Origin of the sequence: Pseudoalteromonas sp. 1_2015MBL_MicDiv (assembly GCF_002407505.1) — a bacterium.
GTDB classification, from domain to species: domain Bacteria; phylum Pseudomonadota; class Gammaproteobacteria; order Enterobacterales; family Alteromonadaceae; genus Pseudoalteromonas; species Pseudoalteromonas fuliginea.
Window position 1 is genome coordinate 826,765 of record NZ_CP012737.1, and the last position, 25,207, is coordinate 851,971.

The 25,207-nt window shown below is 40.6% G+C and carries 17 protein-coding genes and 3 rRNA genes; 13 read left to right on the top strand and 7 right to left on the bottom strand.

Translation table 11 applies throughout. From position 1 onward, the window contains the following. The first annotated feature begins 80 nt into the window (after positions 1 to 80). The 4 genes from AOR04_RS03615 to glsB all read left to right on the top strand — a co-directional run bounded on the left by AOR04_RS03615 (position 81) and on the right by glsB (position 4,946). Positions 81 to 2,970: ribosomal RNA gene (locus AOR04_RS03615) — 23S ribosomal RNA — on the top strand. Positions 2,971 to 3,181: 211 nt separating this feature from the next. Then, positions 3,182 to 3,296: ribosomal RNA gene (rrf, locus tag AOR04_RS03620) — 5S ribosomal RNA — on the top strand. A gap of 62 nt (positions 3,297 to 3,358) precedes the next feature. Continuing rightward, a 5S ribosomal RNA gene (gene rrf / locus AOR04_RS03625) occupies positions 3,359 to 3,473 on the top strand. Between the two features lie 549 nt (positions 3,474 to 4,022). Then, complete coding sequence (gene glsB, locus AOR04_RS03630; protein ID WP_096792570.1) at positions 4,023 to 4,946, top strand: glutaminase B; 924 nt, start codon at positions 4,023 to 4,025, stop codon at positions 4,944 to 4,946. 37 nt (positions 4,947 to 4,983) lie between these two features. On the opposite strand, the gene AOR04_RS03635 is transcribed toward glsB, so the two are convergent. Next, a complete protein-coding gene (locus tag AOR04_RS03635) occupies positions 4,984 to 6,288 on the bottom strand; it encodes an inosine/guanosine kinase (RefSeq protein WP_033016283.1) in 1,305 nt (434 codons plus the stop codon). Between the two features lie 178 nt (positions 6,289 to 6,466). On the opposite strand from AOR04_RS03635, the gene tadA reads away from it, so the two are divergent. After that, complete coding sequence (gene tadA / locus AOR04_RS03640; RefSeq protein ID WP_007378794.1) at positions 6,467 to 6,973, top strand: tRNA adenosine(34) deaminase TadA; 507 nt, start codon at positions 6,467 to 6,469, stop codon at positions 6,971 to 6,973. On the opposite strand, the gene AOR04_RS21680 is transcribed toward tadA, so the two are convergent. Next, the gene (locus AOR04_RS21680; protein ID WP_007378795.1) at positions 6,970 to 7,137 is read right to left on the bottom strand and encodes a hypothetical protein; all 168 of its coding nucleotides are present in this window, start codon (positions 7,135 to 7,137) and stop codon (positions 6,970 to 6,972) included. The two genes, tadA and AOR04_RS21680, sit on opposite strands and share 4 nt — an antisense overlap. Positions 7,138 to 7,300: 163 nt before the next feature. Further along, on the bottom strand, positions 7,301 to 8,803 hold the full coding sequence (gene mltF, locus AOR04_RS03645; RefSeq protein ID WP_096792571.1) for a membrane-bound lytic murein transglycosylase MltF: 1,503 nt from the start codon (positions 8,801 to 8,803) through the stop codon (positions 7,301 to 7,303). A gap of 211 nt (positions 8,804 to 9,014) precedes the next feature. On the opposite strand from mltF, the gene purL reads away from it, so the two are divergent. The 4 genes from purL to AOR04_RS03665 all read left to right on the top strand — a co-directional run bounded on the left by purL (position 9,015) and on the right by AOR04_RS03665 (position 16,173). Beyond that, complete coding sequence (gene purL / locus AOR04_RS03650; RefSeq protein ID WP_096794079.1) at positions 9,015 to 12,905, top strand: phosphoribosylformylglycinamidine synthase; 3,891 nt, start codon at positions 9,015 to 9,017, stop codon at positions 12,903 to 12,905. 276 nt (positions 12,906 to 13,181) lie between these two features. Next, a complete protein-coding gene (locus AOR04_RS03655) occupies positions 13,182 to 15,632 on the top strand; it encodes a YdbH domain-containing protein (protein WP_096792572.1) in 2,451 nt (816 codons plus the stop codon). A gap of 2 nt (positions 15,633 to 15,634) precedes the next feature. Next, positions 15,635 to 15,832 carry a YnbE family lipoprotein gene (locus tag AOR04_RS03660; RefSeq protein WP_007378800.1) on the top strand — a complete coding sequence of 66 codons (198 nt, stop codon included), beginning with the start codon at positions 15,635 to 15,637 and terminating at the stop codon, positions 15,830 to 15,832. Between the two features lie 11 nt (positions 15,833 to 15,843). Continuing rightward, positions 15,844 to 16,173: a YdbL family protein gene (locus AOR04_RS03665; protein WP_096792573.1), complete on the top strand. Its 330-nt coding sequence runs from the start codon at positions 15,844 to 15,846 to the stop codon at positions 16,171 to 16,173. A gap of 48 nt (positions 16,174 to 16,221) precedes the next feature. On the opposite strand, the gene AOR04_RS03670 is transcribed toward AOR04_RS03665, so the two are convergent. Both AOR04_RS03670 and waaA read right to left on the bottom strand, forming a co-directional pair. Continuing rightward, the gene (locus tag AOR04_RS03670) at positions 16,222 to 16,770 is read right to left on the bottom strand and encodes a DUF1415 domain-containing protein (protein ID WP_002961067.1); all 549 of its coding nucleotides are present in this window, start codon (positions 16,768 to 16,770) and stop codon (positions 16,222 to 16,224) included. Further along, a complete protein-coding gene (gene waaA, locus AOR04_RS03675; protein ID WP_096792574.1) occupies positions 16,767 to 18,050 on the bottom strand; it encodes a lipid IV(A) 3-deoxy-D-manno-octulosonic acid transferase in 1,284 nt (427 codons plus the stop codon). Before waaA ends, AOR04_RS03670 begins: the two co-directional genes overlap by 4 nt. Positions 18,051 to 18,232: 182 nt before the next feature. On the opposite strand from waaA, the gene AOR04_RS03680 reads away from it, so the two are divergent. Continuing rightward, the gene (locus tag AOR04_RS03680; RefSeq protein ID WP_002961065.1) at positions 18,233 to 18,823 is read left to right on the top strand and encodes an SIS domain-containing protein; all 591 of its coding nucleotides are present in this window, start codon (positions 18,233 to 18,235) and stop codon (positions 18,821 to 18,823) included. Continuing rightward, entirely contained in the window at positions 18,823 to 20,262 is a 1,440-nt protein-coding gene (gene hldE, locus AOR04_RS03685) for a bifunctional D-glycero-beta-D-manno-heptose-7-phosphate kinase/D-glycero-beta-D-manno-heptose 1-phosphate adenylyltransferase HldE (protein WP_096792575.1), read from the top strand. Before AOR04_RS03680 ends, hldE begins: the two co-directional genes overlap by 1 nt. Positions 20,263 to 20,510: 248 nt before the next feature. Here the strand turns inward: hldE and AOR04_RS03690 are convergent, their stop codons facing one another. Further along, on the bottom strand, positions 20,511 to 22,016 hold the full coding sequence (locus AOR04_RS03690; protein ID WP_096792576.1) for a capsule assembly Wzi family protein: 1,506 nt from the start codon (positions 22,014 to 22,016) through the stop codon (positions 20,511 to 20,513). A gap of 211 nt (positions 22,017 to 22,227) precedes the next feature. Here AOR04_RS03690 and AOR04_RS03695 point away from each other — a divergent pair, with 211 nt between their 5' ends. Continuing rightward, a complete protein-coding gene (locus AOR04_RS03695; protein WP_096792577.1) occupies positions 22,228 to 23,301 on the top strand; it encodes a hypothetical protein in 1,074 nt (357 codons plus the stop codon). Next, positions 23,298 to 24,383 (top strand): glycosyltransferase, encoded by a 1,086-nt coding sequence (locus tag AOR04_RS03700; RefSeq protein WP_008134928.1) that lies wholly within the window; start codon positions 23,298 to 23,300, stop codon positions 24,381 to 24,383. The genes AOR04_RS03695 and AOR04_RS03700 overlap by 4 nt, the downstream gene beginning before the upstream one ends. Positions 24,384 to 24,394: 11 nt before the next feature. On the opposite strand, the gene AOR04_RS03705 is transcribed toward AOR04_RS03700, so the two are convergent. Continuing rightward, positions 24,395 to 25,123 carry a 3-deoxy-D-manno-octulosonic acid kinase gene (locus AOR04_RS03705; protein ID WP_096792578.1) on the bottom strand — a complete coding sequence of 243 codons (729 nt, stop codon included), beginning with the start codon at positions 25,121 to 25,123 and terminating at the stop codon, positions 24,395 to 24,397. Positions 25,124 to 25,207: the final 84 nt, after the last annotated feature.

Sequence of the window (25,207 nt, forward strand, 5' to 3'; positions counted from 1 at the left end):
ATTGGTATCTACTTTAGTATTCAATATTGACTTCTGGCGAAGTTAAACTGTCACAAAACAAAGACCCGTTTGGGTTGTATGGTTAAGTGACTAAGCGTACACGGTGGATGCCTTGGCAGTTGGAGGCGATGAAGGACGTATTAACTTGCGATAAGCCTAGTCAAGCTAGTAAAAAGCGCTTGAGACTAGGATTTCCGAATGGGGAAACCCACCTGCTTGCAGGTATCGTTAACTGAATACATAGGTTAACGAGGCGAACGCGGAGAACTGAAACATCTAAGTACCCGTAGGAAAAGAAATCAACCGAGATTCCGAAAGTAGCGGCGAGCGAAATCGGAACAGCCCTTAAGCTTATTATGTGTTAATGGAAGGCTGCTGGAAAGCGCCACGATACAGGGTGATAGTCCCGTACATGAAAAGACATTTTAAGTGAAATCGAGTAGGTCGGAGCACGTGAAACTTTGACTGAATATAGGTGGACCATCATCTAAGGCTAAATACTCCCAACTGACCGATAGTGAACCAGTACCGTGAGGGAAAGGCGAAAAGAACCCCTGTGAGGGGAGTGAAATAGAACCTGAAACCGTGTACGTACAAGCAGTAGGAGCCCACTTGTTGGGTGACTGCGTACCTTTTGTATAATGGGTCAGCGACTTATATTTTGTAGCGAGGTTAACCGAATAGGGTAGCCGTAGGGAAACCGAGTCTTAACTGGGCGAATAGTTGCAAGGTATAGACCCGAAACCCGGTGATCTAGCCATGGGCAGGTTGAAGGTTGAGTAACATCAACTGGAGGACCGAACCCACTAACGTTGAAAAGTTAGGGGATGACCTGTGGCTAGGAGTGAAAGGCTAATCAAACCGGGAGATAGCTGGTTCTCCCCGAAATCTATTTAGGTAGAGCCTCGGACGAATACTTACGGGGGTAGAGCACTGTTAAGGCTAGGGGGTCATCCCGACTTACCAACCCTTTGCAAACTCCGAATACCGTAAAGTAATATCCGGGAGACACACGGCGGGTGCTAACGTCCGTCGTGAAGAGGGAAACAACCCAGACCGCCAGCTAAGGTCCCAAAGTCATAGTTAAGTGGGAAACGATGTGGAAAGGCCCAGACAGCCAGGAGGTTGGCTTAGAAGCAGCCATCCTTTAAAGAAAGCGTAATAGCTCACTGGTCGAGTCGGTCTGCGCGGAAGATGTAACGGGGCTAAACTATGCACCGAAGCTGCGGATTCAGAATTTATTCTGAGTGGTAGGGGAGCGTTCTGTAAGCGGTTGAAGGTGTACCGGGAGGTATGCTGGACGTATCAGAAGTGCGAATGCTGACATGAGTAACGATAATGGGAGTGAAAAACTCCCACGCCGGAAGACCAAGGGTTCCTATCCCATGTTAATCAGGGTAGGGTAAGTCGACCCCTAAGGCGAGGCCGAAAGGCGTAGTCGATGGGAAACAGATTAATATTTCTGTACTCGATATAATTGCGATGGGGGACGGAGCAGGCTAAGCAAGCATAGCGTTGGTAGTCTATGTGAAAGTGAGTAGGGCGTTTGTTTAGGTAAATCCGGACAGACATTAAACCTGAGACACGAGACGAGTCACTACGGTGATGAAGTTGCTGATGCCATACTTCCAGGAAAAGCCTCTAAGCTTCAGATTATATGGAATCGTACCCCAAACCGACACAGGTGGTCAGGTAGAGAATACTAAGGCGCTTGAGAGAACTCGGGTGAAGGAACTAGGCAAAATCGTACCGTAACTTCGGGAGAAGGTACGCTCCTATCTGTGATGAGACTTGCTCTCTAAGCGGACGGGAGCCGCAGTGACCAGGTGGCTGGGACTGTTTATTAAAAACACAGCACTGTGCAAAATCGCAAGATGACGTATACGGTGTGACACCTGCCCGGTGCCGGAAGGTTAATTGATGGGGTTATCCTTAGGGAGAAGCTCTTGATCGAAGCCCCGGTAAACGGCGGCCGTAACTATAACGGTCCTAAGGTAGCGAAATTCCTTGTCGGGTAAGTTCCGACCTGCACGAATGGTGTAACCATGGCCACGCTGTCTCCACCCGAGACTCAGTGAAATTGAAATCGCAGTGAAGATGCTGTGTACCCGCGGCTAGACGGAAAGACCCCGTGAACCTTTACTACAGCTTGGCACTGAACATTGAACCTACATGTGTAGGATAGGTGGGAGACTTTGAAGATGAGACGCTAGTTTTGTTGGAGTCAACCTTGAAATACCACCCTTGTAGTTTTGATGTTCTAACGTTGGCCCATGAATCGGGGTTACGGACAGTGCCTGGTGGGTAGTTTGACTGGGGCGGTCTCCTCCTAAAGAGTAACGGAGGAGCACGAAGGTTGGCTAAGTACGGTCGGACATCGTACGGTTAGTGTAATGGTAGAAGCCAGCTTAACTGCGAGACAGACACGTCGAGCAGGTACGAAAGTAGGTCATAGTGATCCGGTGGTTCTGAATGGAAGGGCCATCGCTCAACGGATAAAAGGTACTCCGGGGATAACAGGCTGATACCGCCCAAGAGTTCATATCGACGGCGGTGTTTGGCACCTCGATGTCGGCTCATCACATCCTGGGGCTGAAGTCGGTCCCAAGGGTATGGCTGTTCGCCATTTAAAGTGGTACGCGAGCTGGGTTTAGAACGTCGTGAGACAGTTCGGTCCCTATCTGCCGTGGGCGTTTGAGAATTGAGAGGGGTTGCTCCTAGTACGAGAGGACCGGAGTGAACGAACCGCTGGTGTTCGGGTTGTCATGCCAATGGCATTGCCCGGTAGCTACGTTCGGAACTGATAAGCGCTGAAAGCATCTAAGCGCGAAGCAGGCCTCGAGATGAGTTCTCACTAGACTTTTAAAGTCTCTGAAGGGCCGTTGAAGACTACAACGTTGATAGGCAAGATGTGGAAGTGGTGTGAGCCATTAAGCTAACTTGTACTAATTACCCGTGAGGCTTAACCATACAACGCCAAACGCGTTTTATGTGATAGTGAAACACGCGAAGAAGTTAATATGACTAAAGTAGATATTACTTAGAAAGACTTAAAAAATATTATCAGATATTTTCCAAATTCAAGAGGTGACTCTTAGCGCGTAGCGTTAAAGTTGAGGCACCTTGCGCAAAGAAAATGGTAGCACTACGTGCTTGTCATTAATTCTTTGCACCTAATTTGCTTGGTGACAATAGCGTTTTGGACCCACCTGATCCCATGCCGAACTCAGTAGTGAAACGAAACAGCGCCGATGATAGTGTAGCATTTGCTATGTGAAAGTAGGACATTACCAGGCTTCAAATTCAGTCGAAGGACTTTAACCTTAATAATTAAAATAAGAAAATTGAAAAGAATTTTCTTGGTGACAATAGCGTTTTGGACCCACCTGATCCCATGCCGAACTCAGTAGTGAAACGAAACAGCGCCGATGATAGTGTAGCATTTGCTATGTGAAAGTAGGACATTACCAGGATTTAATTAAGAGAAACCCGTTGCAGTAATGTGACGGGTTTTTTGCTTTTTGGAATTTTGTAAATAGTCCATGCCGAACTCAGTGGCGAAATAAAATAGCTCTAAGGCGAGCCCCGCAGAAGGATGGCCCGACACAAAGATAGTGTAGCTTTTGCTATGTGGCTCTCCACCGCTGTGGCACTACGACATTACCAGGATTTAATTAAGAGAAACCCGTTACAGTAATGTGACGGTTTTTTTGCTTTTTGGAATTTTGTAAATAGTCCATGCCGAACTCAGTGGCGAAATAAAATAGTTCTAAGGCGAGCCCCGCAGAAGGAGGCCCCGACACAAAGATAGTTTAGCATTTGCTATGTGACTCTCTACCGCTGTGGGCAACTACGACATTACTAGGATTTAATTAAGAGAAACCCGTTACAGCAATGTGACGGGTTTTTTGCTTTTTAAAATTAAGAAAAACATCCCCCTTTAAATTCAACAACAAAACTAGTTGCGTCTATTCGCGCGTGCTAAAATCCAATTTTTATGAATGATGATATAGAGGTCTAGTTTGCCTACAGCTGATTATCAAAAGGTGCTTGATGAAATAGCACATGAAGTACGCCCTTTATTATCACAAGGAAAAGTAGCTGATTATATACCGGCCCTAGCAGAGGTCGATCCTGAGCAATTTTCTATTGCTATTTATACAGCTGATGGTGAGACTGTGTGTGCGGGGGATTGCTCCCAACGTTTTACTATTCAATCAGTTTCTAAAGTTATGACACTTACTATGGCACTGCAACGTTATGGTGATGAGCTTTGGCATCGAGTTGGAAAGGAACCTTCAGGGACTGCCTTTAACTCGCTTACACAGCTTGAGTTTGAAAAAGGGATTCCTCGTAACCCTTTCATAAATGCAGGCGCAATTGTAACGTGTGATGCGTTGTACAGCCGCTTATCTGCACCAATGCACTCTATGCTCGAGACCTTTAGGTTGTTAGCTGGTAATAGAGGGATAGTGATTGATAAAAAAGTTGCTAATTCTGAGTATGAATTTAGGCATCGTAATGCTGCTATGGCACATTTAATGAAGTCGTTTGGTAATTTTGAAAATGAAGTTGATGATGTTTTGTGGGCTTACTTTAATTTTTGTTCTATTGAGCTTAACTGTATTGAATTGGCTAAAGCTTATAATTTTTTAGCAAATAAAGGTGTTGATAATAGTTCAGGTCATCGTGTTTTAAGTAGCCGTCAAAACAAGCAGCTAAATTCGCTTTTATTTACGAGTGGTTTATATGATGCTGCGGGGGATTTTGGTTACAGAGTTGGTATGCCTGGTAAGTCAGGGGTATCGGGAACTATTTTAGCCGTGTTACCAAATAAGTTTACTGTGGCTGTTTATTCTCCGGGGCTTAATTCGTTTGGTAATTCGGTTGCAGGAGTTGCGGCGCTGGAACTACTATCTAAAAAGCTCGATATTTCTATTTTTTAGCTAAACGAAAGGGAGCAATAATTGCTCCCACCGTTATCTATTGTTCCCAATAAACTTGTTCTAAGCAGTCTTCGCGTTCTGGTAAACCACGAGATAAACGTGGAGAGTGCTGAACTAATACTTCATAGCTAGCTCGGTTAGCATATTTACTAATTTGCGATAATGATGAGTAAGTAATCGCTTGTTGCTGATGCTTAGCAGAGTTTGCCACGTTAAGTTTATGGTAAACATTCGCTGATAAATCATGTAGCACAGCGGCTAACGCACAATCGCCTGCACCATTGGTGTTTTTGATTGAGTCAGGTCCACCCATAAATGGGGCTGTATGGCTATATGCTCTGATAGGCTTATCACACTCGGTTTTACGCATAGCACGTGAAAATTCATATCGGTTAAAATCAGGTATTGCACCTGGTAATAACGGGTATTCGGTTTCGCGCTTTAAATTTTCGTCAACGTAGCCGGCCATAAACAAGCCTTTTTCGCCAGCAGTACAAATGACTAAGTCAACCCAATCAAGTGCTTTATCAGCAGCTAGTAGTGGGTCTTCAAAGCCCGTAATAGCTAACCCTTCTTCTTCGTTCATGGCAAGAATATCAACATGCTTTTCAACAAAGTTTGCCCACCAGGTCGGGTCTTGTTCAATTAAGAATTTAGTTCCGAGTGTAAGAACAACTGGCACACCTGCATCATTAGCGTATTTTACCGCTTGCATAGTCGCTTCAGTCATTGTTTCACTACCTTGCGTACGCATGAGGTAGGCACTGATCACTAATGCTGATGAATTTTCAATAAGGTTTTTATCGATAGATTCAGGACGTAAGTGATTCATTAGGCCCGCACTTATTGCAAAAGTACGCTCACCGGTTTCATCAATTAATGTAAAACAACGACCTATAGGCCCATCTACTGGTTGAAGATAGTTTAAATCTACACGGCTTGAGGTATTACATAAAAAGCGGTAAGCATAGCTACCTATTTTTATATTTTCGCTCATTACGCCTAATAAAACTGAGCGATCATCTGCAAGTACAGAGTAGTTGTGCATAGTGTTACCAATGGTCCCACCGGCAAACTCAAAATCAACCATATCGTTTAATTTTAAACGATCGTATAAGGCGTTTGTTATGTCGCTATCAATAACTTGCGACATACCTCTACGTAGTTGAAATTCGTCAAGGAAAGCTTGATCAACTTTTGCCTCTATATCAACAACGATCTGATCGATACCCGTAATATAACTACGTTGTAATCGCTCTGTTGCGTTAAGTTGATTGGTAAGTGGATCTTTGGCTTCCACTGGAAAATAATGTTTATGCCTGCGGCGTCCAGGAAATTTCATTTGCTACCCGTGTTGTGAGCTAAATAAAAAAAGCGTGAGATTATAGCGTAAATCAGCACGAGTGAGCCATTACAAACGGGTAAATATTGTTTTATTTTTGCAATAAAGTAATGAATGACGCACTTTAGAGTGCTAACTAGGTATAATCACAGCATAAAAAGTTATTTAAGTAGAAAGAATGAACGAGCCATTTGATGATTCCTACTGGATGGAGCAAGCGCTTTTGTATGCAAAGCAGGCAGAGTTGCTTGATGAAATCCCTGTAGGAGCGATTGTAGTAAAAGATAACCAGCTAATTTCAGTAGGGTACAACCGTTCAATAACCGATAACGACCCATCTGCCCATGCCGAAATGATCGCAGTACGAGAAGCAGGAAAAGTGCTTAACAACTATCGTTTAATAGATTGTACACTGTACGTAACATTAGAGCCTTGTTCTATGTGTGCAGGAATGTTGGTGCATAGCAGAATAAAGCGTTTAGTATTTGGTGCAGCCGACGAAAAAACAGGGTCTGCTGGTTCAATTATGAACTTATTACAAGAACCGAGGTTAAACCATCAAGTTGAAGTGTGTGGTGGTGTTTTAGCACAGCAGTGTGGCAATACTATTTCAGATTTTTTTAAACGTAGAAGAGCACAAATTAAAGCAGCTAAAAAAGCTGCTCGTGATGCGACTAATCTTTAATTAGTCGCAGGGGATATTTCTGACTCTACCATTTGCTGCATAGCAAACATTCGGCGACGCCAGATAATCTTTTTGTGCAGTTTGCGCAACATAACACGACGACGTGTGGCCGTTGAATAAATTACATTACGTTTTAATCTTTGTGTGCGTCTACGTTTTAGCATGTTTTCTCCTAATGCAAGAGTGAGAAAGGCACGAGGTATATCTTATAAATTAATGATATACAATTAACACACATTAGTGATCATTTGATGACAAGTAAACAGATATTTAATTTACTTAAATTTCGCTTATAGATATGGTCAAAAATAAACACCTAAATTAATCTTAGTTATTTTTTTCACTTGACAGCTCGGGCTCAATTATAGGTAGTTGCTTTTGTATTTGAGCTTCACTTGCCTCAATTTTTATCTCACTTGTTACGTTTAGCTTTGGCTCGATTACAGTGCTTAGCTCTACGATTGATTCAGGTTTTTCTGTAATAGCATTATTTTCATCTAGCCAAACAAGTGCATCGTAATAGCGACGAATATTATCAACATATTTAACCGCTACATCGCCACGCGCATAACCATAGCGGGTTTTACGGTAATAGCGCTTTTTAATTAACAGTGGTAAGCGTTTTTTTACATCAGCCCATTTATCAGGGCTTGCGCCTTGCTGCTCGGTAATTATACGCGCGTCGTTAACGTGCCCCCAACCTACATTGTAAGCCGCTAATGCAAGCCATGTTCTATCGGGTTGCGGGATTCTGTCGGGAATACGCTTAATAAGCTTACTTAAATACTTACCGCCACCGCGAATGTTTTGCTCTGGCTCTAATCGGTTAGTAACACCCACTTGTTTTGCTGTACTGCGGGTTAGCATCATAATACCGCGAACGCCTGTTGGCGATTTAGCGCGAGGATTCCACATAGATTCTTGATAACTAAGCGCTGCTAGTAAACGCCAATCAAGACTACCTGCATATTGTTCAAACCACGGTTGGTATGTTGGTAGAGTTTCTTTTATCGCTTCTATATAAGCTAGGGTATTTACATAGTTAAATTGGCGTACATGCCCAAAGTATTTTTCTTCGAGTACGTAAAGTTGATTACTTTGCTTTATATCACCAAAAAATGGCACTAATAGAGCATATAAAGAGTCGTCTTTAGATTTGTTGAGTATCCATGCGATTGGATCGTTATGGGTAACTGAAAAGCCAATACTTAAATTAGGGTGATACCGACGAAACAGCGACAAGGTATGTGTATCGGCAAGGGTGTAATCTATCTCACCGTCAATAACTGCTTGAAGTAACTCTTCTTCGTCAAACTCTTCGCTTTCGGTCCAAGTGAGTTCAGGATTGTTTTTTTTCATTTTTTGTAAAGTAAGTGAATGACTACTTTTAGCTATAACGGTAAAGTTACCATCTAAATCATCAAAATCACGTGGGCGAACGCGCCCTTGTTTATAAACTAACTTTTGGCTAATTGTGCGATAGGTTGGGCCATAGCGATATTGCTCTGCACGGGTTTTATTGTAGGTAAGTCCTGAGGCAATTAAGTCTAAATCACCCTTTTCAAGGCGTTCAAACATGTCAGATAAGTTAAAGAAAGGGACTATTTCAAGCTCTACACCTAAATAATCAGCAAAGGCTTGAGATAACTCATATTCAAAACCTTGCTCTCCTTGTACTGCTTGATAATAATTACTGGCACTCGCAAGCGTACCCACACGTATTTTGTTTTGCTCTTTTATTTGGGCGAGTTGAGTTGGCTGTTCTTGCATATCACATGCGCATAACAGCATAACTAAAGTAATGATTATTATTAGTTTTTCTTTGAACATTGAGTGCCCCTTAAACTCGCCAGCCACCGTTATAGCAAAACTAAGCCATCACGTCACTTTACCTTTTATTTTATTAACCAAAAGAGGCTATAAATAAAGCTAAAAAGTTAATTTTATGAAAAGCGTAATTTTGAGTTAAATCTGAATGCTAATTGGACTATAATGCGTGCCTAAAATATCGTTCAATCCCTAACCCCGGATGAAATTACCTATGTTGATCCTTCGTGGTGCACCAGCACTTTCAGAGTTCAGAGTTAATAAAATTTTAGCGCGTTGCCAACAATCGCAACTTCCAGTCACTAACGTATACGCCGAGTATGCTCACTTTGCCGATTTAACATCGCCGTTGAGTAGCTCTGAGCAAACCAAGCTTGAAAAACTATTAACTTACGGTCCAACTATTGCAGAGCATACCCCAGCTGGCAAACTTGTACTTGTTACACCTCGCCCAGGTACCATTTCACCTTGGGCATCTAAAGCTACCGACATCGCCCACAACTGTGGTTTAAAGCAGGTTCACCGTGTTGAACGCGGTATTGCTTATTATGTTGAAGGTGATTTAAACGCAGAACAACTTGCACAAGTAACTGCGTTATTGCACGACCGCATGACTGAAGCCACACACAATGAACTTGAAGATGCGGCTCAGCTGTTTCGCAGTGATGCCCCACGCCAAATGTCGTCTGTCGATATTTTAGGTGGTGGACGTGAAGCACTAGCAACAGCGAATGTTGAGCAAGGTTTTGCTCTTGCTGATGACGAAATAGACTACTTGGTAGAAAACTTTGTAAAGTTAGGGCGTAACCCTAACGACATCGAATTGTTTATGTTTGCACAAGCAAACTCAGAGCATTGTCGCCATAAAATATTTAATGCTGACTGGACAATCGATGGAAAAGAACAGCCAAAATCGCTGTTTAAAATGATTAAAAATACGTTTGAGCTAAATCCTGAAAATGTATTGTCGGCGTATAAAGATAACGCGGCAGTAATGAAAGGCTCAAAAGCGGGTCGCTTCTTCCCCAATGCGCAAGGTGAATATGCGTATCATCAAGAAGACATTGAAATACTAATGAAGGTTGAAACTCATAACCACCCAACCGCTATTGCGCCATTCTCAGGTGCTGCTACAGGTTCTGGTGGTGAGATTCGCGATGAAGGCGCAACGGGTCGTGGCTCTAAGCCAAAAGCAGGCTTAGTTGGCTTTACTGTATCAAATTTACGTATTCCAGGTTACGAGCAACCGTGGGAAAGCGATTTTGGTAAGCCGGGTCGTATTGTAAACGCACTTGATATAATGACAGAAGGTCCACTAGGTGGCGCTGCATTTAATAATGAGTTTGGTCGTCCTAACTTGTTAGGCTACTTCCGTACTTACGAAGAAAAAGTAACAAGCCATAACGGTGAAGAAGTACGTGGTTACCATAAACCAATTATGCTTGCCGGTGGTTTAGGTAATATTCGCTCTGATCATGTTCAAAAAGGTGATATTCCTGTTGGCGCTAAGTTAATTGCGCTAGGCGGACCTGCAATGAACATTGGTTTAGGCGGTGGTGCTGCATCAAGCATGGCCTCTGGTCAATCAAACGAAAATTTAGACTTTGCTTCAGTACAGCGCGAAAACCCAGAAATGGAACGTCGTTGCCAAGAAGTTATCGATAAATGTTGGCAGCTAGGTGACGAAAACCCAATTGCATTCATCCACGATGTAGGTGCCGGTGGTTTATCTAATGCGTTTCCTGAGCTTGTTAATGATGGCGGACGTGGCGGTAAATTCCAATTACGCAGCATCCCTAACGATGAGCCAGGCATGGCACCACACGAAATTTGGTGTAATGAATCACAAGAGCGTTATGTACTCGCTGTTGGCGTAGAGGACTTTGACCGCTTTGAAGCAATTTGTAAGCGTGAACGTGCCCAGTACGCTGTTATTGGTGAAGCAACCGCTGAACCTCACTTAACGGTGTCAGACAGCCATTTTGAAAATAACCCTGTTGATTTGCCGCTGGACGTATTATTAGGTAAAGCACCTAAAATGCACCGCGATGTAACGTCAAAGCAAGTTGTTGGCAAAGCGCTTGATATCACATCAATAAATGCAGCAGATGCAGCGCAGCGCTTAATGCGTTTACCTACCATTGCAGAAAAAACATTCTTAATAACAATCGGCGATCGTTCAGTTACGGGTTTAGTAGCGCGCGATCAAATGGTCGGTCCTTGGCAAGTACCTGTTGCTAACTGTGCAGTAACTGCGGCAACGTATGATACTTACCACGGTGAAGCTATGTCACTCGGTGAGCGTACTCCTGCAGCATTACTTAATTACGGTGCATCTGCTCGTTTAGCTGTGGCGGAGTCGTTAACTAATATTGCCTGTGCAAACATCGGTAGCCTTGAAAACATTAAGTTATCGGCAAACTGGATGGCAGCAGCGGGTCACCCGGGTGAAGATGCAGGTTTATATGAAGCTGTTAAAGCCGTAGGCGAAGAGCTTTGCCCTGCGCTTGGTTTAACGATTCCAGTAGGTAAAGATTCTATGTCGATGAAAACGACATGGAAAGATGAAGGTGACTCACAAGAGAAGTCAGTAACATCGCCGCTTTCACTGGTTATAACTGCGTTTGGTCGTGTTGACGACGTACGTAAAACAGTAACACCACAACTGCGCACAGATAAAGGCGATACATCGCTTATATTAATTGATTTAGGTGCGGGTAAAAACCGCATGGGCGCATCAAGCCTTGCGCAAGTTTATAAGCAATTGGGTGATGTAACCCCTGATGTTGATAGCCCAGAGTTATTAAAAGGCTTTTATAACGCAATGCAAGCGCTTGTGGCTGATAGTAAGTTACTTGCTTATCATGACCGCTCAGACGGTGGTTTATTTACCACGGTTGCTGAAATGGCGTTTACGGGTCATACCGGTGTAACGGTTGATTTAGCAGCTTTAACAGGTTCAGACATTGAAGCGCTTTATAACGAAGAGCTAGGTGCAGTAATTCAAGTTGCAAATGCTGATTTAGATGCAGTGAATGCGGTGTTTGAACAACATGGTATAGCAGCAATTAGCCACAACATTGGCACGCTTAACAGTGACGATACGATTATATTTAACCGTGGCGAAAATACGGTACTTAATCATACGCGTACTGAGCTTCGTACTATTTGGGCTGAAACAACGTATCAAATGCAAGCACGCCGTGACAACCCTGAGTGTGCTAAGCAGGAGTTTGATGCTAAGTTTGATGCAAAAGATCCAGGCTTAAACGTAAAACTTAACTTTGATTTAAACGAAGATATAGCTGCACCATACATTGCAACCGGTGCTAAACCGCAAATGGCTATTTTACGTGAGCAGGGTGTTAACTCTCATTTAGAAATGGCGGCAGCGTTTAATCGCGCAGGTTTTGCAGCCGTTGATGTACACATGAGCGACATTTTAGAAGGTCGTTTAACACTAGAGCAATTTAAAGGTTTAGTGGCCTGTGGTGGTTTCTCATACGGTGACGTACTTGGTGCGGGTGAAGGTTGGGCTAAGTCTATTTTGTTTAACGACATGGCACGCGATCAGTTCCAAAACTTTTTTCACCGTGAAGATACTTTCAGCTTAGGTGTATGTAACGGTTGCCAAATGTTATCAACGTTAAAAGAGTTGATCCCTGGTACTGAACATTGGCCGCGCTTTGTAACTAATAAATCAGAGCGTTTTGAAGCACGCTTTAGTTTAGTAGAAATACAAGAGAATCCGTCTGTGTTCTTTAACGGAATGGCTGGCTCGCGTATGCCTATAGCGGTTTCTCATGGTGAAGGTCATGCTGAGTTTGCAAACGATGCAGCCACCAAAGCGGCGCTTGATAGCGGCACTGTAGCGGTTAAGTTTGTAGATAACTACGGTAACCCTACAACGCAGTACCCAGCTAACCCTAATGGTTCTCCAAAAGGTATTACCGGTATTACGTCAACAGATGGTCGCGCCACTGTAATGATGCCGCATCCAGAACGTGTATTCAGAAGCGTTGCCAACTCTTGGCACCCAGATGAGTGGCTCGAGGATAGCCCGTGGATGCGTATGTTCCGTAACGCACGTAAAAACGTAGGTTAATTATATTTACGTTTATACAAGTTAGATTCATAATCTTACTGTAAAATTAAAAAGGCTGCATTGTGCAGCCTTTTTTGATTATACCAATCTGCTTATATATGGGTCTATTTAACGTTAAGAAAATTACGCTAGAACTAGGCAAAAGTTTTTATATCTAGTTGTTCTAAATAAAAAACTTTTAACGACGTTATAGTGCAATTTAATTCGTTAAATTGATCAAAGATTTATGCAGGTTGGTATTAGTATAACTAAAAGCACAAAGCATTTAAGGATAGTATGTTTAAGCGAATTGGTTTAATTGTTGGCGTTTTATTGCTAAGTACCTTGCTGCTTAGTTATGTATTTCGCTTGCCGTTATTACAGTGGGCTATAGCGCCTGAGCTCGAAAAAGCGGGTGTCACATTAAACTGCCTTGATTTTTCAATCACGTCTAGCTTAAATATTCATGCTGATAAAGTGTGTGTAAATTATCAAAATCAACAATTACAACTTACTGGTATTACTGCAAATACAAAGCGTGTAGATATTGAAAATGCAGTGCTAACAGTTAATCCACTCCCTAAAAGTGATAATGCTAATCAGCTTGCTAAAAATCTCGATTTAGCACTTCCCTTAAATCGCCCATTAATCAATATTAAACAGCTTGTAGTAAAAAGTGATGAGCTCAATAAGCCACTTAAAATAAGCATATTAGAACCCGAACTAAATAAATTTAATGTCTCAGGTGATATAAACGCAAGTGCAATTTTGACTGCTAATAAAGTAAGGGGTCAGTTTGAAATTAATGACACTTTTTTAAAGCACGTTATAAACACTAAAAATACATTAATAGCAGATTTTAACTTTAATACTCAGCAAGCATTTAGCTTTGATGGTATAGAACTTGAGTTAAATGGCGATATTAGCTCCCAGTTTGCTCACACGTATGAGCAGTACAAAGTTAACGTATTAACCACTGGTAAATTGGCGACGCGTTTTAATTTAAATAGCCAAGCGTTAGTGTTTAATACCGATTTGCTTAATAACAAAATTAATTTAACACCAAGCTGTACTGAGTTAATTCCACCAAGTGAATATGCAGGCTTTATTAGCAAACAAGTTCCTTTAAATTGGCAACTTAAACTCCCTCAATCAATTCGCTTAGAGGCTAGTGAGTTGAGGGTACCTGCAATTAATTTGGTAAGCGTGGGCGATAAGCAATTTGATATTTTAATAACAGATACAACACTAAATATTACATCTCCATTTAAAGACTTACAGTCAACTTTATCAGCTCAAATAAATACACCAAATATAAATAATATTAACGTTAATGCTCAGTTATCTGGTGCTGCGATTAAAGGCGATTACGCCGTTATGCTTGAAAATTTACCTGAGTTTGTACCCGCAACAGCGGATGGGCTTAGCCTTAGTGGTCACTTTAATATAAGTGAGTTTATAGACTCAAAACCAATTGGGCTTATAAATGCTAAATTAACGCTTAATAGTGTAGATGCGTTTGATATAAGTGCAGTGCAATATCAAGGTGATTTAACAGCAAAAATGGATAAACAGTTAAACGCAGAAGTAACGTTAACTCAGCAGTTAAAAAGCGCAGAATATAAAGAATTTAAAGTCACAGATATAAGTAACACATTAACAGCAAATGCTAATTTAGGCGTAGGTGAGTTATTTGCTGATCTAACAGCAAAAACCAATATAAAGGCTGTTAATAGCCCCGACATAAAACTTAATAATATAAAAATAGAGTCTACGGGCTTGCAAAGCCGTGCACTAAAAGCCACGCATCACGCATTTATAAACGATGTTGAGTTAGTTATAAATCATCATGTGTCGTCGCAAGCTCATCCATTTGAAGTCATTATTCCTGAACAAAGTACGCTGCCGTTAAATGCGTTTATTAGTCAATTTGAGCCACTTGCACAGTTAACAGAGGGCGAATTTAATGGCTATATTAGTGGCGATATAAACTTACAAAATGCACTGTTCAATATAGGGATTAGTCATGCAAGTGCACTGTATAACGATTACCTTGCGAGCGATTTAAACAGTACATTTAGCGGGGAATATAATTCAGGTAAGCTTAATGTAAAACCAACTACCTTTAATTTAAATGAGTTTAGGGCGGGTGCCGTAGTTAAAGCGATTGAAGGGCAATGGCAAGTTAATAGCAATACCGCGCTTATAAATGATGTAAAAGGAAGTGTGTTTGGTGGCGAGTTTTCATTAGATAGCTACACAGTAGGGAAGCCAAACCAAGTTGCTAATGTTAAGTTTGAAAATATTGATGCGAGTAAACTTGTTACACTCGACGATAAGTCGGGCATTGTATTAACGGGACGCTTGGCGGGGTCTTTACCGGTTCACTTTGATAGTGGAAAAATTGAAATAATTGACGGTAGCTTATTTAGCCAAGGAACAGGTAATTTAAAAATTACCAATAATGCCGCGTTTGATTCAGTAATGCAGCAACAGCAAGAGTTACAACCTGTGTTAGGGCTATTAACTAATTTAGATATTCAAAAACTTAATAGCAGTGTGGCACTAAAAAACGATGGTTGGTTAAAACTAGGGGTTAATTTGCAAGGCTATAATAAAGCAGAGCAGCAGCAGGTTAACTTTAATTATAACCACGAAGAAAACGTATTTACACTTTTGCGTGCACTGCGTTTAAGTGACGAAATTACACAAAAAGTTGAGCAACAATACTCACAAAAAGGAAACTAATAATGAGACAGTCGTTATTGATAAAAGTACTGCTCGCGCTGAGTGCTATTAGTGCATTAAGTGCCTGCACGCATCGTGTTGAGGTGTCTGCTAAAGAGCCCATTACTATTAATTTAAATGTGAAGGTCGATCACGAAATTCGCGTAAAAGTAGATAAAGAACTCGACAATTTATTTAGTGACGACAGTGAGTTATTTTAAGGAGCTAGAACATGAATACGAAGAAAAAATTAAACATTATTACGTTAGTTAGTGCAGTATGTATGTCGTTCTCTGCGTGGGCTATTAGCCTTTATGACGCTAAAAACCAAGGTCTAGTAGGTGAAGATAGCTCTGGTTATTTAGGGCTTGTTGTACAAAACGCAGAAGCAAAAGCCGTTGTTGATGATATAAATGCAAAGCGTAAAGCGCAGTACTTAAAGTTGGCTAAAAAGAATAACTTGTCACTTTCACAAGTAGAAGCGCTTGCTGCCGCTAAAACAATTGAAAAAACCCAAAGTGGTCATTACGTTGAAGTAAATGGTAACTGGGTTAAAAAATAAGCGTTTGTTATTGTCTTGTTTTGCACAAACCAAAATAAAACCGAGCATTTAAGCGCTCGGTTTTTTACAGCCTTCAAGTAACTGCTGCCAAAAATCAATCCCCTTACGCCTTGCTAGATTTATATTATGCTCAGGAATAGATTCAGGCTCGTTATAACTATCAAGTGCTTCGCTCATACTTGCTTCGCGGATTAAGTGCAATGTAGGAAAGGGCGCTCTATTTGTGTAGTTTGCGGCATCGGTTTCATCACTGTCAGCAAATACGTAGTCAGGATGAAAATTAGCGATTTGATACTTACCTTCAAAGCCTTGCGCGACTAAAAGTGCATTAGCTAAATCGACCAAGTCTAAAAAGTCTTCAAAGTCACTAAAGCCGTTGTCAAACATGATAAGGGTTGTTTCGCGCTCTGGTTCACGGTCAAGCTCAACACATTGCTCAAGCATATCCATTACAGCATCATCCATACTCGTTGCTGAGCTTACTATGTAATGAATACAGTTATTTTCTACTTCTTTTCGAGCAAACGGGCAAAAGTTATATTTAACAATAACAGATGATACCCATTCGCGGGTTTGGCTTATAGCTATGTTGGTCACGGTTTTGGCTCTAAATATTGATTAATAATGTTAAGTGTTTTTTGTATAGCACCTTGGTTTTTAGTTACGCATTGCGCAGCTTTAATACCTAAGGTTTGGCACGCTTTTGTGTTTTGACTAAACGTTATAAGCTGCTTTGCGAGTTCGTCGTTACTATCAACCACTACAGCACCTTTGAGCTTTGTTAGCTCGGGATAAACATGATCGAAATTGTATGTGTGTGGACCTGTTATTACACCTACCGAAAACGCTGCTGATTCCAGTGGGTTATGCCCACCTCTGCGAATTAAGCTGCCACCAATAAAGCTCACATTTGCAGCGCCATATAAACACTGTAATTCACCAAGCGTATCAGCAAGGAGTATTTGCTCATTATTATAGTTATTTTGGCTACGACGGCTAAAGCTAAGTGGGCTTTGCGTTAAAAGCTCTGCCACTTTATCAAATTGCTCTGGATGGCGCGGGGCAATTATAAGTAATGCGTTCGGTTGCTTTTTTAGTAATTCTTGATGGGCTAAAAGTACCAGCTCATGCTCAACAGGATGTGTTGAGCCTGCCACCCACACAAAGCGTTCATTACTACTATAAAGCTGTTTAAGGTTGAGTACTTTAGCTAGTTGATCTGCACTTGGTGTTATATCAAATTTTATTGAGCCTGTTACATGGCTTTTTGAAGCTTCAAGACCAAGTTCAATAAAGCGTTTAGCATCTGTTTTATTGTGACTCGCAAGTACCGTAATTGAGCGCATAATAATATGCGTTAATTTAGCGACCTTTTGATAGCCTTGCTGTGACTTTTCAGAGAGTCTTGCATTGATGACAAGTACTGGTATGTTTTTTTTGTGGCTTATCGCCATTAAATTTGGCCATAGCTCAGTTTCTAAAATACATAATGCCTGTGGTTTTATACGCTTTAAAAATCGAGCCGTCGCAAACGGAAAATCGATTGGTAAGTAGCTACACGCCACAGTATTTTTAAACTGGCTAAGTATTTGCTCTCTGCCTGTTGGGGTATTACAGGTTATAAGTATATTTAAGTTTGGATGCGCTTTTTGCAAAGCTTTAATAAGTGGCGTTGCGGCAAGTACCTCACCAACAGAAGCACAATGAAAAACTAAAGGTTTAGTTCTAACCGTAAATAAAGACTTACTGACAAACCCAAAGCGCTCTTTAAAGTGTGTACGATAGCCTTGGTTTTTTTTACCTCGTAAAATATAGAGATAAAATACAATCAGTGGACTAATAATAATTAATGCAAATGAGTAAAAAATGCGTGCCATACTGATCTTTCTTAAAGGGAGGTGGCGTTAGTTTACCGTGAAATAGCCGTTTTCTAAACATACTCGTAATAAAATATGGTCTGGGTTCAGTTATAACCCGATAAAATACACACAATTAAATAAAATTATGGAATAATGAATTTAATTTTTCCTGCCATTTCAGTTCCAAGAGGAATTTTTTCATGTCAATTATCGATTCAGTGGCAACTAGCTACGTTGAAACATTAAACCGTCATCAGGCATTATTTGAAACGATGGAGGCTTATCATCAAGAATCTATGCAACTGTTAGAAGCATGCCACAGTGCATTACAAGCTGGTGGCAAGATTGTTTGGTTTGGTAATGGTGGTAGTGCAGCAGATGCACAGCATTTAGCAGCAGAATTTGTAGTGCGTTACAAATTAGAGCGTGGTCCGCTTGCCTCAATGGCATTGACCACCGACACTTCTATTTTAACAGCGCACAGCAACGATTATCACTTTGATACGGTGTTTGAGCGCCAAGTTCAAGCGTTATGTAAGCCAGAAGATTTAGTGATTGGTTTAACCACATCAGGTACTAGTAATAATATTAATTTAGCATTAGAAGCTGCAAATAAACTAGGCGCTTTTACTGTGGCATTAACTGGGCGTGATGGCGGTAAAGTAAAAGATATTGCTAAGTTACCTATTATTATAAAAAATGACGAAACAGCACGTATCCAAGAAGCTCACATGTTTATAGGTCACTGGTTATGTGAAGCCATGGATATGGTTGTTGCGGAGCAGCAGTAATGGATTTATCGTTATTAAAAAACTTATCAGCGGCACGAATATTAGTTGTTGGCGATGTAATGCTAGACCGTTATTGGTATGGCGATACTGGTCGTATTTCGCCAGAAGCGCCAGTACCGGTTGTTAAAGTAAGTAAATTTGAAGACAAAGCGGGCGGCGCAGCTAACGTTGCAAAAAATATAGCGCGGTTAGATGCAAAAGTTGGTTTATTGGGTTTAATTGGTGAGGACGAAAGCGGGCAAATTTTAGAGACCATCCTAAAAGGTGAAAAAATAAGCTCACAATTAGTCAGTGTATGTGATTTACCAACTATTTCAAAAATGCGTGTTATTAGCCGCCATCAACAACTAGTCCGACTTGATTTAGAAGAAACGTTTACCGAGCAGCATAGCCAGCTTTTATTAAATCGCTTAGAGCTTGTACTTGATGAATACGACTTTATAGTGTTCTCTGATTACAGCAAAGGATCTTTAAGCTTAATTAAAGAGATGGTAAGCCTTGCTAAGGGCGCCGGAAAAACGGTTTTAATCGACCCTAAATCGCCAGATTTACATTTATATGAAGGTGCTGATTACATTACGCCTAATTTACATGAGTTTAAATTAGCGGGTGGTCAAACCGATTCAGAAGCAGCTTTAGCAGCAAGTGCGCGTGATTTAATAAGCAAAAATGGCATTAAAGCCATGTTACTTACGCGTTCTGAGCAAGGTATGTCGCTTATTAGTGCAGATGAAAAGTTTGATTTTGCAGCGCAAGAGCTTGAAGTAAGCGATGTAACCGGGGCTGGTGATACGGTTATAGCTACACTCGCGGTTATGCTTGGCGCGGGCATGGAACCTAAAGATGCTGTCGAAATTGCTAATTTAGCCGCAGGTATCGTTGTGAGTAAGTTTGGTGCAGCAACGGTCTCGCCAGAAGAGCTAAGCCGCAAGCTTGGTCAGTATTTACATACTACGGGTGAGCATTACCAAACACCATTTGATGATGTACTTCAGCATATTGAATTTGCAAAACAAAACGGCGAAACCATTGTATTCACTAATGGCTGTTTTGATATTTTACATGCCGGGCATGTACGTTATTTAGCGCAAGCTAAAGCACGAGGCGATAGACTCGTTGTTGGATTAAATAATGATGAATCTATTACGCGTTTAAAAGGGGTAGAACGTCCTATTAACCCGCTAGATGAGCGTGCGATGGTACTTAGCGCACTTTCATCAGTTGATTGGGTTATTCCGTTTGGTAGCTTAGATGAAAACGATACTCCCGCTAAATTAATTGAGCAAATAAGCCCTGATATTTTAGTTAAAGGTGGCGACTACACCGTAGAGCAAATAGCAGGTGCTGAACATGTACTTCGCCATGGCGGAAAAGTTGAAGTGCTTGAATTTTTAGATGGGTGCTCAACATCAAAAGTAATTAGTAAAATTAAACAGTAATACCAATTTTATTAAAAACATGAGCATTCTAGCGTATTAAATAACTCACTAACTACGTTAAAAATTATTTATATAGAACAACTATGTATCATAATTTTAGCCTTGTTATTGAGCTATTTTCTTATCGCTATAATAGAACAATAATTTAATGCAATTGGTATAATTACTGATTTAAGTTTGCTTAAAAAATACAAAAAAGGGATGAAAACAGTGTTTTCATCCCTTTTTATTTTTAATAAAGTAACTTACTAAAAATTTAATTCGTACTTGGCAAATGCTGATGTATCGTTTTCAGCACCGTCATTGTTAGATGCAAAAGCACCTAAAGTGACGCGGCCGCCCATAGAAAGCATTCTGTAACGCATTTCTAGCTGCTTAGAGTCAAACCCTATTTTAGTAATGGTGTTACCTAAGTCAGGATTATTTGGGTAACTATCTCGGTTATCGCTATTGTAATCAACACTGCGCAATTTTACCTGCCAATCGTCTCCATTAGATAACTGACCTAATAGGGTTAAAACAACTGACTGTGCATCGTTATCATAAGTGGAGCCAATAGTGCGACCGTGGTAACGGTAACCCGATTTGTAATCTGAATGCTCATAGTAGCAATTTTCAACTATTGATTCAGCTTGGCATGAAACACCTGTATCTATATACTCTACATTTATTAATAAGTTTTGATCATATACACGCTGTGTTGTCTGTACACCAAATAAGTAGGCTCTATCAGCGGGTTTAAATTGTGAACTGGCATCTTCTCCAATCGTACTGGCATATACAGCATAAGGTTGGTTGAAAAGTGTATCTGACCAGCGAATATCTATGCCAGCTAATTGATTACCTATTTTTGACTCTAATTGGCTATCACAACTATCGCTTCCATCAATACAGCTTGTTTGTCCTGTAACTACATCAATAAAGTCACCAGCAGATCCTGGTTGTCCGTCTCCTGCCCATTGTGCAGACCAGCTAACGGCAATTTCTAATTGTTGTATTGGGCGTATATTTAATCTACTGCTCCAAAGTAAAGCATCAGGAATTACACGTGTAGACTCAAGTTTAGCCATTTGTGCGGTAAAGCCCCATTGACCAATCCAGCTTAGCCACGGTGTTTCAAAAGCAGTACTTTTTTCTCTGGTTACACTTAGTGCAGGTAAAGGTTTCGCATTACCAGACATAATTAAGCTGTTATCAACACCAGGTCCCCAAAATTGTTCAACAGCACCGGCTCTAAAAATCCAATTGCCTAAACGATAAGCTAAGTAACTATCGTCAAGTGAAGTGTCGTTACAATCTGTTAAAGCTTGCTGATCAGTAACTATATCGTCAGCCGTTTTTCCATCGGCTAAACATTTTTTACCGTCTTTTCTATAATTTACAGCGACTTTAGCAGCAAAGTTATCGCCTAAATAAGCATAAGCTGCTGAAAGCTCTGTTTCTTGTGTATTTGTTGCACCAAAGCTTGTTGCTACAATTGGATCTGTAGCTGCAAAAGCTGATAATTGAAGACTATGCGAGCTACTATTTTCGGATTTATATCGATGTTTAACACGTAACAATGCATCTTGTAGACTTGGTGTTAATTGCTCAAGCGGCATACTATCAACATCGCTTATAAAACTTTTCCACATAAGTGGGTAAGTGGTTACAGGGGCTAAAATAACGCCGGCATCGGCTAATTGTTGAATGTCAGCTCTTAATCCGTAGTCATCTGGTTTTACCCATGGTTCAGCGTTAATCGATACGCTCATTGCGCAAAAAAGAGAAGAAAGAAGAAAAATTCTGTTTCGCAAAGTTCAGATCCTTGTGATTTAGATTGCGGCTAAGTTTATCAACCTCAGGCGTCTATTGCAGCAAATAATAGACAAAATAGGGGGTATTTAATGTATAAAAATGTAACCTGTCTATCGTAATAACGATGTGGTTGATATACTGCGGGTTAAATAGGAAATTGAGAATGCAATGAGCAACAAACGACTTTTATTTATTCCAGTATCATCACCAGAAGGCATTGGTGAGTATATGCGCTCGTTGCTGTTAGCTCAAAGTTTACAGGATGAACTTCACGCTTCTATCGATATTCATTTTATATTAAATAAGCATGCTGCTTATGCAAAAAGCTGCCCATTCGAAACGACACTACTTGATCATTCAGCGACCAAAGAGCTGGATTATGTGTGCGATGTCATTGAAAAATTTAAGCCTAACGTTGTTATTTTTGATTGTGCCGGACGAGCAGGGCATATGAAAGCGGCTAAAAAGGTAGGTGCAAAAGTAGTCTTTATTTCTCAACATGCTAAAAAACGAGCAAAAGGCTTAAAGCTTAATAGAATCAATTTGATTGATGTACATTGGGTTGTCCAGCCAGACTATTGTATAGAGCCATTAACTTGGGCTGAAAATGCTAAGTTAGATATATTTCCTTTAGTGCGTCCACGTAATGTGGGCCCATTTGTTGCTTTTGCATCCAATGAGCAAAAGCAACAGATGTTGAGCCGATATAGTTTAGAACTAAAAAATTATTTTATAGTTAATGCAGGATCTGGCGGTCACACACTAAATGGTCAAAATTGCGCCGATATTTACTTTGAAGCTGCGCTTAAAATTGCTAAACAAACGGGTTTGAGGGGCGTTGTTGTATTTGGCCAAAATTATAGTAAAACGATCCCAAGTTCTGATAGCATTCTTTGTATCAAAAGTTTGCAAAATACTGAGTTTTTAGCATTAATGAGCCAAGCTAGAGTCGCATTGCTAAGTGGTGGTGACACCTTATTACAAGCAATTGCCGTGCACACACCTGCTGTTGCATGTGCAATATCTAAGGATCAAAATGCACGTTTAGACCACTGTATTAATACGGGGGTTGTATTAAAAGCAAATCTTAATATTGATGACATAGTGACTAAAGTAGAGAAAGTTATAGAGGTGGCTTTTTATAATGAGACAACTAGTAAATATGCTCAGCTTGAAAATATACACAGTTATGATGTTATTACTAATGGTGTGAAAAATATGCTTGATGGATCCTCTTTATGAATATCATTATTGTAATTGATTCACTAGTAGGTGGTGGTGCTGAAAAAGTAATGCTTACTTTGGCTGAAAAAATGGCGAAACTACAGCACAACGTCACTATATTATCTCTTGCGAGCAACGCTGAGTATGACATTCCTGATATAGTTAAAGTTGATAGCCTTTTTCCTGATAGAGCATCTAAAGTAGATAGATTCTGGCAGCGAAAAAACAGTATTTTGCGATTAGAAGCGTGGTTTGAAAAAAAACAAAGCGAGATTGGCAATATTGATCTAGTGCTTTCTAACCTTGATAGAAGTAATAACTTGCTCGCGCTTAGTAATATCAAAAATGTTCACTTTGTTATTCATAACTCCGTCAATGCAGAACTTGCCCGTCAAAAAAAGTTAGGTCCATTTTCATATTTATACCTTAAAAAAAGTAAGCAAAACTTAAATGGTAAATCACTTATTTGCGTATCAAAGGGTGTTGAAAAAGAAATAACACAAGGGGATTTAATTAACCCAAGTGCAATCGCGACTATTTATAACCCGTTCGATTTTGAAAAAATAAACCAACAAGCAAATGAGAAAAATAACGACATCCCAAATGAGCCTTACTTAATTCATGTAGGAAGGCTGGCCAAACAAAAACGCCACGATATATTATTTGCAGCATTTGCAAAGCTTGATAAAAAATACAAGTTAGTCCTTTTATGTAATAAACCTGCAAAAGCGTTAAAGCTTGCACAGCAATATGGCATAGATAAACAGTTAGTAGTGCCTGGATTTCAACAAAACCCGTACAACTGGATTCAGCATGCCAAAGCTTTAGTTTTGAGCTCTGATTTTGAAGGGCTGCCAACGGTATTAATTGAGGCTTTAGCAGTGGCTACTCCGGTAGTTAGTACTAATTGTACATTTGGACCAAGCGAGATATTAACAGGCGAGCTGAGTAAATATTTAGTACCCGTTCAACAAAGTGAGGCATTAGCCAATGCCGTTAAGCAGGTGCTAGCAGATAAGCCAAATGTAGAAAACGCAGATATTTTAAAACAAGTACAGGCAGAGCAGGTTGCTCTGCAGTATTTAGCATTGGCTAATTAACTTATATTAGGTTAACTGATATTGGCGAGCGCTTTGAGGTAGTTGCTGTGCAGAGTTTGCCAGTCACTCGCTTGCCAATTGAATGGCTTGTTTCGACCTTGTTCCTTTAAAAATGAGCGCTCAAGGCGTGCCATATTACTTTGTTGCCACTGTGGGTTAGGCGCTCTTATTTCACCTCTATCAAAGTCGATAATATACACATCACCAGTATCATTAAATAAAATGTTATTAATGTTTAAATCGGCGTGATACACACCTTTTGAATGAAATAGCGCGATTGTTTTAGCAATGCGCTCCAACTCATCTTCAGTCAATGGGCGTTCGATTAATATATCGAGTACACTTTTAGCGCCTTTAACAGCCTCGGTAATAATATCACCACGGTAAATTAATCCGCTGTGGGTTACTTTAGCTGCAACAGGGGGGGGTACGTTTAAACCAAGCTCTATAAGTTTACTCATTAAACTAAACTCTTTATACACACGGGTTTGTTCAAGCCCTGGGTATAAATATTGATCGCTTAGCAATTTACCCACTAAACCACCGCGCCAATAATGCCTAAGTACGGCTGTTAATTCGTCTTGTTTAAAAAACCATGCTGTTGCTCTGCCTTTTTTAGCGCCCACAATTTTATTTTGTTGTTGCCAATAATTTGCATCAAACCAATCGAGGGTAATTTGGCTTGTGTATTTAGGGTGGCTTAATACAGTGTGGTTGCCTTGCACGTGTTGTTTAAACATAGCTCTGTGTAATTGCTAAATAATGGGCCTATATTAGCGCGTTTTAAAGCGCAGGATAAGTGCTTGCAATAGCGTGATTATAAT